Origin of the sequence: Mesorhizobium sp. M7A.F.Ca.AU.001.01.1.1 (assembly GCF_004022735.1) — a bacterium.
Classification (GTDB): Bacteria; Pseudomonadota; Alphaproteobacteria; order Rhizobiales; family Rhizobiaceae; genus Mesorhizobium; species Mesorhizobium ciceri.
In genome coordinates this window covers 1-12,852 of record NZ_RZPF01000089.1, presented here as the reverse complement: position 1 = coordinate 12,852, position 12,852 = coordinate 1, and the positions used below count along the sequence as shown (strand labels likewise).

The 12,852-nt window shown below is 61.0% G+C and carries 14 protein-coding genes; 5 read left to right on the top strand and 9 right to left on the bottom strand.

Features of this window, described 5'->3' with window-relative positions:
- The 3 genes from EN884_RS08140 to EN884_RS08130 form a co-directional block, all read right to left on the bottom strand.
- Window positions 1-1,125, bottom strand: a 1,125-nt coding sequence (locus EN884_RS08140; RefSeq protein ID WP_245491911.1) for a 1-deoxy-D-xylulose-5-phosphate synthase N-terminal domain-containing protein, incomplete at its 3' end; no start/stop codon positions are given.
- Between the two features lie 10 nt (window positions 1,126-1,135).
- Entirely contained in the window at window positions 1,136-2,008 is an 873-nt protein-coding gene (locus EN884_RS08135; protein WP_013532053.1) for a phosphoribulokinase, read from the bottom strand.
- An 8-nt stretch (window positions 2,009-2,016) separates the two neighbouring features.
- A complete protein-coding gene (locus EN884_RS08130) occupies window positions 2,017-3,063 on the bottom strand; it encodes a class 1 fructose-bisphosphatase (protein ID WP_013532052.1) in 1,047 nt (348 codons plus the stop codon).
- A 123-nt stretch (window positions 3,064-3,186) separates the two neighbouring features.
- On the opposite strand from EN884_RS08130, the gene EN884_RS08125 reads away from it, so the two are divergent.
- Together EN884_RS08125 and EN884_RS08120 are read left to right on the top strand one after the other, a co-directional pair.
- The gene (locus EN884_RS08125; RefSeq protein ID WP_013532051.1) at window positions 3,187-4,125 is read left to right on the top strand and encodes a LysR family transcriptional regulator; all 939 of its coding nucleotides are present in this window, start codon (window positions 3,187-3,189) and stop codon (window positions 4,123-4,125) included.
- 201 nt (window positions 4,126-4,326) lie between these two features.
- On the top strand, window positions 4,327-4,527 hold the full coding sequence (locus EN884_RS08120) for a hypothetical protein (protein ID WP_013532050.1): 201 nt from the start codon (window positions 4,327-4,329) through the stop codon (window positions 4,525-4,527).
- A gap of 16 nt (window positions 4,528-4,543) precedes the next feature.
- Here the strand turns inward: EN884_RS08120 and EN884_RS08115 are convergent, their stop codons facing one another.
- The 6 genes from EN884_RS08115 to EN884_RS08090 are packed head-to-tail and all read right to left on the bottom strand — an operon-like array spanning window position 4,544 to window position 9,586.
- The gene (locus EN884_RS08115) at window positions 4,544-5,119 is read right to left on the bottom strand and encodes a hypothetical protein (RefSeq protein ID WP_244514294.1); all 576 of its coding nucleotides are present in this window, start codon (window positions 5,117-5,119) and stop codon (window positions 4,544-4,546) included.
- 53 nt (window positions 5,120-5,172) lie between these two features.
- Complete coding sequence (locus EN884_RS08110) at window positions 5,173-6,009, bottom strand: ABC transporter permease (protein ID WP_050580490.1); 837 nt, start codon at window positions 6,007-6,009, stop codon at window positions 5,173-5,175.
- A gap of 35 nt (window positions 6,010-6,044) precedes the next feature.
- Complete coding sequence (locus EN884_RS08105; protein ID WP_063167850.1) at window positions 6,045-6,833, bottom strand: ATP-binding cassette domain-containing protein; 789 nt, start codon at window positions 6,831-6,833, stop codon at window positions 6,045-6,047.
- A 57-nt stretch (window positions 6,834-6,890) separates the two neighbouring features.
- Window positions 6,891-7,334 (bottom strand): hypothetical protein, encoded by a 444-nt coding sequence (locus tag EN884_RS08100; protein ID WP_013532046.1) that lies wholly within the window; start codon window positions 7,332-7,334, stop codon window positions 6,891-6,893.
- 29 nt (window positions 7,335-7,363) lie between these two features.
- On the bottom strand, window positions 7,364-8,335 hold the full coding sequence (locus EN884_RS08095; protein ID WP_013532045.1) for a YVTN family beta-propeller repeat protein: 972 nt from the start codon (window positions 8,333-8,335) through the stop codon (window positions 7,364-7,366).
- A 21-nt stretch (window positions 8,336-8,356) separates the two neighbouring features.
- Window positions 8,357-9,586 carry an ABC transporter substrate-binding protein gene (locus EN884_RS08090; protein ID WP_063167851.1) on the bottom strand — a complete coding sequence of 410 codons (1,230 nt, stop codon included), beginning with the start codon at window positions 9,584-9,586 and terminating at the stop codon, window positions 8,357-8,359.
- Between the two features lie 250 nt (window positions 9,587-9,836).
- Here EN884_RS08090 and EN884_RS39410 point away from each other — a divergent pair, with 250 nt between their 5' ends.
- From EN884_RS39410 to EN884_RS08070, 3 genes are all read left to right on the top strand, one after another.
- Window positions 9,837-11,666, top strand: a complete 1,830-nt coding sequence (locus EN884_RS39410; RefSeq protein ID WP_082826446.1) for a (5-formylfuran-3-yl)methyl phosphate synthase — start codon at window positions 9,837-9,839, stop codon at window positions 11,664-11,666.
- A 3-nt stretch (window positions 11,667-11,669) separates the two neighbouring features.
- Entirely contained in the window at window positions 11,670-12,221 is a 552-nt protein-coding gene (locus EN884_RS08075) for a flavoprotein (RefSeq protein WP_013532041.1), read from the top strand.
- On the top strand, window positions 12,214-12,852 hold a 639-nt coding region (locus tag EN884_RS08070), incomplete at its 3' end, for a DUF6513 domain-containing protein (protein WP_245491910.1). The genes EN884_RS08075 and EN884_RS08070, both read left to right, overlap by 8 nt.

Sequence of the window (12,852 nt, the reverse complement as noted above, 5' to 3'; positions counted from 1 at the left end):
GTTGATGGCCTCCAGCACCATTTCGGAGGCTTTTCGCGTCGCCACCTTGGTTGCCTTCTCGACATGTTCGCGACGAAAGGCTTCGAGCGCGTCGAAGACCGTGTCGGCCAGTTCGGCGGCGACGGCGTTTTCAAAAGCCTCGCGTCGCGGCGAGGCGGCAAGCCGCTGCTCCCAGGCGCGCCGCATCGCTTCGCCGCGACCGGCAATCTCGCGCCAGGCGAAAAGGATATCATCCGGCACCTCGAACGGCGCGTGGGCCCAGCCGATGTTTTCGCGTGTCGCGGCGATCTCTGCTTCACCCAGCGGTGCGCCGTGCGTCTTTTCCGAACCGCCGAGATTGGGGGCACCCATGCCGATCACTGTGCGGCAGGCAATCAGCGATGGCCGATCCGACCGCCGCGCCGCCTCGATTGCCGCGGCGACTGCTGCCATGTCGTGCCCGGCGACACTTTGGACATCCCAGCCGGCGGCCTTGAAGCGCGCCGGCTGGTCCATCGACGTGGAGAGGGAGGTCGGCCCGTCAATGGAAATCGCATTGTCGTCCCAGAAGACAATCAGGCGGGAAAGCTTCAGGTGACCAGCGAGATCTATCGCCTCGTGACTGATTCCCTCCTGAAGGCAGCCGTCGCCCGCAATCACATAGGTATGATGATCGACCAGATCGGCACCGTAGCGGGCGGCAAGCATGCGTTCCGCCAGCGCCATGCCGACCGCCGTGGAAATGCCCTGTCCAAGCGGTCCGGTGGTGGTCTCCACGCCAAGCGCATGGCCGTATTCCGGATGTCCGGCGGTGCGGCTGCCCAGCTGCCGAAATCGCTGCAATTCCTCGACCTGCATGTCTTCGTAGCCGAGCAGATGATGCAGCGCGTACTGCAGCATCGAGCCGTGGCCGGCTGAAAGCACGAAACGGTCACGGTCGGGCCAGTCCGGTCTCGACGGATCGATATTGATGAAGCGGTTGAACAGCACCGTTGCGACATCGGCCATGCCCATCGGCATGCCGGGATGACCCGAATTCGCCTTTTGGACGCTGTCCATCGCCAGCGCGCGAATGGCGTTCGCCATGTCGCGCTCAGAGACGAGAGCGGTTGTGGTGACGGGCTTCAGTGCTGTTTGGCTGGTCATTGCATCCTCCTCACGACACACGGCTCTTGCGTTCAACCAATTGCAGGATGAGCGGCGTCAGGATCAGCTGCATGGCAAGATCGAGCTTGTTGCCTGGCACCACGATGGAATTTGGCCGCGACATGAACGAGTCGTGGATCATCGACAGCAGATACGGAAAATCGATGCCGCGCGGATTGGCGAAGCGGATAACCAGCATCGATTCGTCGGGTGTCGGAATCCAGCGCGCGATGAACGGGTTGGACGTATCGACGATCGGCACGCGCTGGAAGTTGATGGCGGTCTGCGAGAATTGCGGGACAATGTAGCGGACATAGTCGGGCATCCGGCGCAGGATCACGTCCATCACCGCCTCGGTGGAATAGCCGCGTGTCGAACGGTCGCGATGGATCTTCTGGATCCATTCGAGATTGATGACCGGCACGACGCCGATCTTGAGATCCGCATGCTTGGCCAGATTGATCGTGTCGGTGACGACACAGCCGTGCAGCCCCTCGTAGAAGAGCAGGTCGCTGGGAGCGAATTCGCGCCATTCGGTAAAGGTTCCCGGTGGCGTGCCGTGCTGCTTTTCCTCTTCCTCATCATGAATGTAGGTGCGGGTCTTGCCGGTTCCGCGACGGCCATATTCCGCGAACACCTCTTCGAGAATTCCGAGTTCGTTGGCCGCGGCATTGAAATGGGTGAAGTTCGGGTTGCCGGCCTTTTCCTCCTCGGCCACCTTTGCCTTCATCGCCGCGCGGTCGTAGCGGTGAAATGCGTCGCCTTCGATGAAAGCGGCCTCGATGTTCTCGCGCCGGAAAATCAGCTCGAAGATGCGCTTGACCGAGGTCGTGCCGGCGCCCGACGACCCGGTGATGGTGATGATGGGGTGCTTGGCTGACATGGTGCAGCTCAGGCTCTGAACAGGCCGCGGCGGCTGAACAGCGGCGCACGCTCACCGATGTTGCTCGGCTCTGTGTGGTAGCGCGTGATGCGCGCGACTTCCCGCGCCGACCCGAAGATCATCGGCACGCGCTGATGCAGGCTCTCGGGCTCGATTTCCAGGATGCGGGTGATCGCGTCGGTGGCGGCACCACCAGCCTGCTCTATGAGATAGGCGATCGGGTTGGCCTCGTAGACGAGGCGCAGCCGTCCCTGACCATAGCCCTTGCGCCGATCGCCGGGGTAGAGAAAAACGCCGCCGCGCATCAATATGCGGTAACAGTCGGCGACCAGAGAGGCGATCCAGCGCATGTTGAAATCCTTCTCGCGCGGTCCTTCGGTGCCCTCCAGGCAGTCGTCGACATAGAGCCGCACAGCCTCGTCCCAGTGCCGGTAGTTGGCGGCGTTGATGGCGAACTCCTGAGTGCGTTGCGGAATGATCCGGCTTTCATAGGCCTGGACGAAGGTGCCGAGCCTTGTCGAGAAGACGAAGACATGCGTGCCGCTGCCGAGCGACAGGACGAGTGCCAGCTGCGGCCCATAGATGAAGAAACCGGCGCCTAGCTGGTTCACGCCCGCCTGCAAGAAAGAGGCGGCCGGATCAGCGTCCGGCGCGCCAGTTGCGGTCAGGAGCGAGAAGATCGTTCCGATCGACACGTTGGTGTCGATGTTGGAAGAGCCGTCGAGCGGGTCGATCGCAATGGCGAGTGGCGCTTGCCTGTCGAGCAGGACTGGCTGCTCCAGCTCCTCGGAGGCGTAAAGCGCCACCGGCGCACGGCGCATGGCGTCGAGGAAGATGTCGTCGGAGAAGACGTCGAGATCCTTCTGGACGTCGCCGTCGGCATTGGCGCCACGGGTCTCGGCAAAGGCGGCGCCGAGCACCCCTTGGTTGATGGTGTTGCGGACCTTGATGGCGGCCTGTGTCAACTGACGGACGGTCGTCACAACGGCCGAGCGGAATTCGTCTGGCTGGCCGAGATAGGAGTTCAGAAAAGCGTCGAGCGTTGCCGCTGGCATCGTAACCTCCCCTCCGGCCGCATCTCCTCGGAGCGGCTGGACTGGAGGAATGGAAACAAACGTCACACGATAAGTAAAATTCAATAACTTTACCTGGTCAGTAAAAATAACTTAGTATGCGACATGAGAAACCTCACGCTCAAGCATTTCAAGACCGTCCAGGCAATCATCAAGTGCGGCAAAATTGTCAGCGCAGCCAAGATGTTAGGCCTGTCTCCTCCAGCGCTGACAATCCAACTGCGACAAGTGGAGGAAGAATTCCAGCTGGCTCTGTTCGACCGAACGTCGGACGGCATGCGTCCCACTGCCGCAGGTCTGGCTTTCGTCGAGACAGCGCAGGTTATCGAGGAGCATCTCGGTTTGCTCGAAGACAAGATGGATGCCATCAAGGGCGTACGCACCGGCAGCTTGAGGCTCGGCGTCGTTTCCACAGCCAAATATTTCGCGCCGCGGCTGATGGCTGCGTTCATGAAGGACCATCCCGACATCGACATGCGGCTTGCCATCGGCAATCGTGCCCAGACGATCGACAACCTCAGGAACCACGACATCGATATCGCGCTGATGGGGCGTCCGGCGAAAGAGGTTCCGGTGCGTGCTTCGGTCTTCGGTGATCATCCGCTGGTCATCATCGCGCCGCCCGACCATCCCTTGGTGGCGGCGCGCGATATCTCCAAGGAGCGGATTGCCGAGGAGCATTTCCTTATTCGCGAGCCCGGCTCCGGAACCCGTATCTCGTTGGAAATATTCCTGAGCGACGTGCCTGGGCGCATCGACGACCTCGGTGTCGAGATGGCCTCGAACGAAACGATCAAGCAGGCGGTGATGGCTGGTCTGGGCATCGCCTTCATCTCTGCTCACACCATCGCTGCGGAAACCGAGGCAGGCCGGCTTGTCATCCTCGACGTTGTCGGCATGCCGATCCGCCGACAATGGTTCTCGGTGATGCGAACCGATCACGCAATCTCGCCGGCGATGGCCACATTCAACGATTTCCTGATGCGCAAGGGCGCAATGTACCTGCCCCTTTTCGGAAAGCTGTATCCAGACAAGGCTGGATGACACTGCACGAGCGCAACGGATGAAAGTCCGGTGGAGAACGCCCGCGCTCGTTGGTATTATATAAGCGATATGTTATGTTGCAGTGCGAAAGAGCGGGGGCCACGTCCTTTCACACCGTAAGCGATCTGTATGTGCAACCCCTGCAGACTGTTCGGAACTCTCCCGGGTATGGGTTCGGGAATTCGATGGGGAAAAGGGGTAATGCTTTACACACTCGTTATGATGGTCTGCCTGACGGATGGACCGCGGACCTGCGAACAACGCGAGGAAATGGTAGACGGTCTGGCGATGAATCCCGGGACTGCCTTCATGCAGGCGCAGCCGCTGGTGGCAAGGTGGATCGAGACGCATCCCGGTTATTTCGTGCAGCGCTGGCGTGTGCTGCCTGGCAGAGAGTCGTGAGACAGGCGGCCAAGGTCTATTTCTTCACGATGAGCGTTTCCGAGACAGTCTTCGACAACTGGTAAAGCCGCTGCTCGATTATCGTCGGCACATCGCAGACATAAGTCAGCGACTGGACGCGTTCGTTGAAAATTCGCGTCGCGAAATTCAGTTGATCGGTTCGCCGTTCTACTTCGTCCGGATCCGCATCGGCCTTGGCGCGCAGCGCGTCCACTTCGGATGCTTCCTTGCGCAACTGTGCCGCCATTTCCAGCTGTTTGTGGGCATAGCGGGAGATGCCGGAGATCACGTGCGAACGCTCGGCGTCCATGTGATCGAACATTCCCTGCACCAGCATCGTCATTTTGGTTGCGACCTGCTCGGGCGGTAGGGAAGTCGCGAAATCCTTGATCTCCTTCTGGGCTTGTGCAATCGGCGTCCGCCGGGCCGCCACAGCATCGACAAGCGCCGACACGCCTGGATCCTTCGCCCAATCCTTCGCGGTCGCCGGAAGCTCCGGCCCATTCCAGATCTGGCCAAGCGAGAGCTGTGGCACCTTACGCTGCATGCAGGGCCAGTCGGGATCGGTGTTTGCCGCGGCGGCGCCCTCCATCGACGCAAGCGTGGTGACCAGAACCAGAGTGTGAACAAGTCTCATTCGCGCCATCAGGCGTTTCCTCCCATGTCCTGTTTGCGGATCACCAAACCGCGCGAAGGGTCGTATGCGATGATGGCGCCGCCCAGGAACAGCAGCGTGCAGCCGGCGACGACGCCCAGCGACAGCCATTCGATCTGCCCGTAGAAGGCAAAACGGATCAGTTCGACGGCATAGGTGAACGGGTTGCAGAGGCAGATCTTGTAGAGCAGGGGGCTCGCCTCCTGGATGCGCCACAAGGGATACAGCGCCGGAGACGCGAAATAGCCGGGAAAGATGACGAAGTTCATGATGCCGGCGAAGTTTTCAAGCTGCTTGATCAGCGAAGACAAGAGCATGCCGAGCGCGCAAAGCATCATGCCCGACAGGAACAGTGCCGGCAGAACATAGAGATAGCCGAGTGGCGGCGCTTTGACGCCCCACAACCAGGCAACGATCAGGAACGCGTAGACCTGCACGATCGATACGGCCACACCGGCCAGCATCTTCGACACCAGCAGGAACCAGCGCGGAAACGGGCTGACCAGCAGGATGCGCATGTTGCCCATCTCGCGGTCGTAGACCATCGACAGTGAAGACTGCATGCCGGAAAACAGCAGGATCATGCCGCAAAGGCCCGGCGTGATATAGACCTCGTAGAGCACATAGGTCTTGTAGGGCGGGATGATCGACACGCCAAGCACCTGGCGAAAGCCGGCCGCGAAGATGAACAGCCAGACCAGCGGCCGGACCAGCGAGGAAATGAAGCGTTCGCGCTGGTGCAGGAAGCGCAGGCACTCGCGCAGGACGACGCCTTTCAGGCAAATGAGATAGTGGCGCAGGCCGAATGGCTCGGACCGCACCGGCATGATGCCGGCGACCTTTCCGGGCATCGAAGGGGCGCTCATGGCGACGTCTCCGTCATGCCCGCCGCATCGACGCGGCTGAGCTTCGAAAAGGTTTCGCGAATCGAACTTCCGCCGTTCGCACGGATCACATCCGACACCTTGCCGCTGGCGACCAGGTCACCCCGCCGCAGTATGATGACATGGTCGGCGTCTTCGACTTCGTCGATCAGATGCGTGGCCCAGAGCACGCCGATGCCCTCTGCTTGGACGAGCTTGCGGATGGTGGCGAGGATGCCCGCGCGAGATTCGATATCCAGGCCGACGGTCGCCTCGTCAAGCAGGAGCAGGGAAGGTCGGTGCAGCAGCGCCCTGGCGATTTCGATGCGCCGCATCTGACCGCCGGAGAGGCTGCGTGCCTTGTCATGCTGGCGGCCCTGCATGTCGACCGTTTCCAGCAGCGCGGCAATGCGCTGGCGAGCTTCGCGTCCGCCAATGCCATGCAACGAGGCATGGTAGGAGAGATTCTGGTAGACGCTGAGGTCGAGATCGAGCGTGCGTGCCTGGAACACGATGCCGACCCGCCTGAGTGCTTCGCCGGACGCGCGGCGAATGTCATGGCTGAAGATGCGGATCGATCCGTGACGCGTGTCGTAGAGGTGGCTTATCAGTGAGAACAGCGTCGTCTTGCCGGCCCCGTTGAGGCCGAGCAGAACGGTGAAAGTCGCCGGCGCGATCGAGAAGGAGACGTCGTTGAGCGCCCGCTTCTGGCCATAGGAATGGCTGACGGCTCGGACATCGAGCGCCGCCACCTCGTCTCCCGGTCCGCTTGTCCTCATATGCTGCATACCGGATCGCTCCTTCAGGACGCGTTGGCCTATTGGCGCCCCTGATCGCCTTTTGTCTTACTTGATCGTAATCTTGCCCTTCAGTCCCTTGTCGGCAAGGTCGGGAACCGACCAGGTATATTCGCCCGGGCGAACGGTATGGAACTGCACCTGGATCGTTCCCGCGTCGTCGAATTCCAGCCAGGCCGGTCCGCCGTCCATATGCACTTCCAAATCGTTGATGACGATCTGGTCCATCCAGACATTGCGGAAGAGATCGGTCACGAACTTGTACTCGAAACCGCCCTTGGACGTGATCTTCCAGCGATAGCCCTGGCCGGCGATCAGCTCGAAGTCCTTCTGATTGACCGCATAGGTGGAATCGGCCGAACCGATAATCAATTCCGGCAGGTTCTTGCTGGCACGCGACGGTTTTGACGTCGCATCGTCGGCGTTTGCTACGATCGGAGCAAGGACAAATCCGGCGAGCGCGGCGAAGAAAAACCTACGGCAAAGTTTCATGTCTTGAGCCTCCCGATGATCAATGTCTGCTATTTGGGCGAAATGACCACACCCCAGGGCTGCTGGCCCACAGTGAGCGATTGGACCGGCTCGTCGGTGGCCGTGTCGATGAAGGTGATATCGTTGGAATTGCCATTCGTGGTGATCAGCGTTTTCTGGTCGGGCGTGAAGGCCAGATGCCAGACGCGCTGGCCGACGAGGATGTATTTTTCCACCTCATAAGTGTCGGTATTGATCACCGCGACATGGTTCGCCGGGCCGAGCGCGACATAGGCTTTCTTGCCATCGGCGCTGATGGCGATGCCTACCGGCTGGATGGTTTCGGCCCGCAGTCCCTGAATCGCGAACTGGATCTTCTTCACCACTTCGCGTTTGGCGTTGTCGATGACGCTGACGGTGCCGCCGACCTCGGCGCTGACCCAGACCTGCGAGCCGTCGGGCTTGAATTCGGCGAAGCGAGGGCGCGTGTCGACCAGCACATTGTCCGTCACCTCATGCGTGCCGGTGTCGATGAAATGCGCCATGCTGGTGGTTTCCGAGGTGTTGACCATGGTCTTGCCGTCGGGGCTGACACCCATGCCTTCCGGCTCCACGCCGACTGGTATCTCGGCCAGGACCTGCTTGCTTTCGACGTCGATGGCGGTGACGAGATTGTCGTCCTCATTGGCGACATAAAGCGTCTTGCCGTCGGGCGAGAGGACGAACAATTCGGGATCGGGGCCGGATGGCAGCGTACCGACGATTTCAAGTGTCGCGGTGTCGATGATTTGGATCGTGTCGTCATCGCTGGCGCATAGATAGACGAATTTGCCGTCATGCGAGATGGTGATGCCGCGAGGTCTCTGGCCGACTTCGACGGTCTTCACCACCTGCATCGTCGCCGTGTCGACGACGGTCATCGTGTTGTCCTTCTCGTTGGACACGTAAGCCGTATAGGCCGATGCCGGGCTGGCCGTGAAGCCGGCCGCGAGAATGGCGAATGCGCAAGCTCGTTTCTGCACGCAAATTCCTCCCGATTGACTCTACTTGAGAGCGCACTTCGTTTCCGGCTGATCGACACCGAGAGTGTCGAGTTCGGAGACCTGGTGAAGATAGCCCTCCTGTGGCGATGTCGAGACGACCGACTTGGTGTCGCCAAGCAAGATCGGCTGGCGAAGCTGGAGGTTCCATTTGCGGAAGGTCAGCTTCTGCCCCTTGAAAGCAGCAACCGAAAAATCGTCAGAGCGTATATAGTCGCTGATCTTTTTCGCATCGTCGCCCTTGGTGCGCGTGGTGGCCTCGCCGACCGCACGCACCGCGGTCCAGGCCGACATGTCTTTGGAGAGCATCCGCCGGCTCGTCGTCTTCAGGAAGCGGCTCTGCATCTGGATGCCGCCCCATTGTTCGCTGGCGGGATGCCATGACGATGCAACCAGACCGGCCGTGCCGGCGACCAGCCGCGGCGTCCAGGTGCGGTAGGGCACGTAGGTGCCGAAAACCTCGCTTTCGTCGGCGACAAGCACCACGTCATGCTCCGGCACGTCTTGCGTGAACACGGAAATCTGCTGCTGTATCTGCGTGGCGCCGGTGTCGGTGCGCCTGGCTGTGCCGGTATCCTTGAATTCCTTCTCGGCGACGATCTGGCCGCCGAAGCGGGTTGCCGCGCGGCGCAGCGCATCGGCGTAGAGATGATCCTGCTCATGCGATCCATAGAGCAGCACCCAATTCGGCCACTTCTTCACCATGAGATACTGCGCCAGCGCGTCGGCCAGCATGCTGCGCGTCGGCGCGATATGGAAAACGTTGATGCGGCAGTCCTCCTCGCGAAGGCTGTCGTCGGTGGCGCCGACGTTGAAGATCAGCACGCCTTTGTCGCGGGCGATGTCGGCGATCGACAGCAATTGTTTGGCTGAAAGATCGGCGACCACATAGCGGTCGCCCTTGGCGATCATGCCTTCGAATGCCTGAACCGCGTCGCCGTCGGGCTTGACCTCGGTCACGTCGAGGCTGAATTTCTGGTTGGTGAACTTTCCCGTCGTGTTGTTGTCGCCGATCGCCACCTCGGCGCCGGCGACACCTTCGTCACGTGGCGGCAGGTCGAGCATGGAAAGCGTCAATTGCGGTGCGTAGGCCCGCAAATAGCCTATCTTGATTTCAGTTATCTTTTTTTCCGGCTTCGCCACCGTTTCCTGGCCTGTCGCGTCGGAAACGTTGACGGTCAGGGAAAAAAAGCACAAAAAGGCAGCGAGAGTGCCTGGCACCGCGCTCGTCATCGATAGTAATTACCCATTCTTGCGCAGAGGTTCGACGGTTGCCGGACCCGCGCCAAGTCAAGGTGCCCATGATCAACTTAGCCGACCCGCAAAATTTATCAAACCCTATAGGACGACTTTTCGCGCCTGCCAGAACGGTGCGGAAGGTCGCCAGCATCGATTCGCATGGCAACACCGGCGAGACGTGGCGCAGGGGGATCGACCGCCTCTATAAAAGCGTCTTGTCCTCCAAACTGGAGAAACTGTTCAAATGACCAGAATGCTGGCAAGCGTCACCGGCATCGAAGAGGCGGAGATCGCTCTTTCTGGAGGTGTCGATATCGTCGACCTGAAGGACCCGAAGGCGGGAGCCCTGGGCGCGGTGTCCATGGAAACTATGCTCCGAACGATCTCTTTCATCGCGGGTCGGGCTCCGGTCAGCGCTGTCTGCGGCGACCTGCCGATGGAACCCGAAACGATCCGCATCAAGGCCGAAGAGATCGCGGCGACCGGCGTCGACTATGTGAAGATCGGATTTTTTCCTTCGGCAAATATCTCTGCCTGCGCACAGGCGCTTGAACCGCTCGCCGCACGAACGAAGCTGATTGCCGTGCTGTTTGCCGATCTGGCGCCGGACTTCGAGCTTCTGCCGATGTTCGCCAGGCATCGCTTCCACGGCGTGATGGTTGATACCGCGCAAAAGGGGAAGGGCCGGCTGCTCGATCATCTGCCGCCGGAGCGTATTCCGGGATTCGTCGATCGAACGAAATCGCTCGGTCTGATGGTCGGCCTGAGTGGATCGCTGGAAGCTCCGGATATTCCGCGCCTATTGCCTTTCGCTCCCGATTTTCTCGGCTTTCGGGGGGCGCTGTGTGGCCATTCCGGTCGCACGAGTTCGATCAGCGCCGAGGCGGTCTCGCAGATTCGCGAGTTGATCCCAGCGGAATCCGGGACCGGCGATCAATCGAGTATCGACTATCGCCTGTTGGCAGCGAGAGGCTATTCGCCGGACACCGACCCGACACTGGGCACGGACAGGATTTTTGTGCGGGATTTTGTTCTGCCGGTCCAGATCGGTGCCTACAGCTTCGAGCATGGCCATACTCAAAAAGTGCGCTTTGATGTGATCGCCGATGTGCTGCAAATCACCGACCATCCCGAGGACATGCGCCATGTGTTCTCCTACGACATCATCATGGACGGCATTCGCACCATCGTCGCGCGGGGCCATATCCAGCTCAGCGAGGCTTTGGCCGAGCAGGTGGCAGCGCACGTGCTGGAGAACCAGCGTGTCGTGCGCGTCACGGTTAGGGTGGAAAAGCTCGAGCTCGGCCCTGGCGGCGTCGGCGTTGAGATCGAACGCAAGCGCCAATCGGCGGGACGCGGTGCTGCCTCCGGCATTGCTGGCCGAAAAGACCGAAGCGTTGTTTTCCGGCCGCGCCAGGAGCGCCCCGAAATGCTTCGACGGGCCATCGTCAAGCTTGGCGGCAGCACGGCCCATGCGGCGGAGATGAAGAGCTGGATCGCAGCGCTGGCGGGTTCCAGGCTGCCGATCGTCATCGTGCCCGGCGGCGGGCTCTTTGCCGACCATGTGCGCGAGACGCAGACCAGCATGGAGTTTTCCGACACCGCCGCTCATGCCATGGCGATCCTGGCCATGGAGCAGTTCGGCCATGTCATCCTCGACCGGGACGAAAGGCTGGCGCCGGCACGGTCGCTGGACGAGATCGGGCGAGTGTTGGAGGCGGGGAAGGTTCCGGTGTGGCTGCCGTCGTCACTGGCACTGCCGGCGCTGGATGTTCCGGCCTCCTGGGACATTACCTCCGATTCTCTGGCCGCCTGGCTTGCCGGCAAGCTTGGCGCAAACGCGCTGTTGCTTGTCAAGCAGACCGGTGCATTCTTCGACAGCGATACCGCTGACAGCCTGAGGGCCCGAGGCATTGTCGACCCAGGCTTTGCCGCCATGCTGCCCGACGGCATCGATTTCCATCTCGCCGGTCCGAAGGATGCTGCCGGGGCCAGCGCGATGCTCGCGTCGGGCAAGCTGCCCGGCATCCGGATAGTGGCTTCAACAGGGTCGTCGGCAAAGAAGGCGGGATAGCCGATGGTGAAGCTGCATGTGCCGCGCTGGGCGTGGGTTTTGACGGGTTCCGGGCATTTTTTTACGGAGAGCTTCGCACTTGTTCGCCAGCTCGAACATTGCGATGTCTTCGTGTCTAAGGCCGCCAACGAAGTGCTGCGCATGTACAAGCTTAAACTTGATTTCCCGGAGACGACGCGCGTGCTGCACGACAAGACCGCAAGCGCGATCCCGGTCGGCGAATTCTACCACGGTGTCTATCACACGGTCGTGGTGGCGCCGGCCACGTCCAACACGGTCGCCAAATGCGTGCATGGCATTTCCGACACGCTCGCCACCAATGTCTTTGCCCAAGCGGGAAAGTGCCGTGTGCCAGCCATCGTCTTTGCTTGCGACACTGCGCCGGAACTCGAAACCCAGGCACCGCACGGACTGGTCAAGGTCTATCCGCGCAGGATCGACCTGGAAAATACCAAACAGTTGAAGAGTTTCGAGCGGACCCTGGTGGTCGAGTCGCTCGCTGATCTCGAAGCCTCGCTCACACGGCGCCAGGCCGAACTCGCAAGCGATGGCTGAGCGGCTGGTTTTTCTTACCGGCCATCTGGCCAAGGCGCGGCTGGAACGGCTGCTGACCGGGCTGGGCAGAACCGAATTCGTGTGGGAAATCGTCGACGTCGGCGTCAAGGTCGCCGCGCTGATGAGCGAGGACATCGTGAAGCGTCGGCTCACTCTGACAGGAGACGTCGACCGCGTCATCCTGCCCGGACGCTATCGGGGAAACATCGAACACCTGTCGGAGCATTTCGGCGTGCCCTTTGTGCGCGGCCCCGACGAGATCGCCGACCTTCCGGCCTTCCTTGGCCGGGCGGGCAAACCGCCGGATCTGACGCGTCACGATATGCGCATCTTCGCCGAGATCGTCGATGCGCCGATGCTGTCGGTCGAGGCCCTGATGGCGAGGGCCTCGATGCTGGCTGCGGCCGGCGCGGATGTCATCGATCTGGGCTGCCTGCCGGAGACGCCGTTTCCGTTGCTGGCTGAGGCAGTGCGGGCACTCAAGGCACAGGGGTTTGTGGTCAGCGTCGATTCGGCCAGCGCAGACGAACTGTCGATCGGTGCGCACGCCGGCGCGGACTATCTTCTCAGCCTCGATGAGAACACGCTGCCGTTGATCTTCGACCATCGGGCTACGGCAGTGTTGATACCC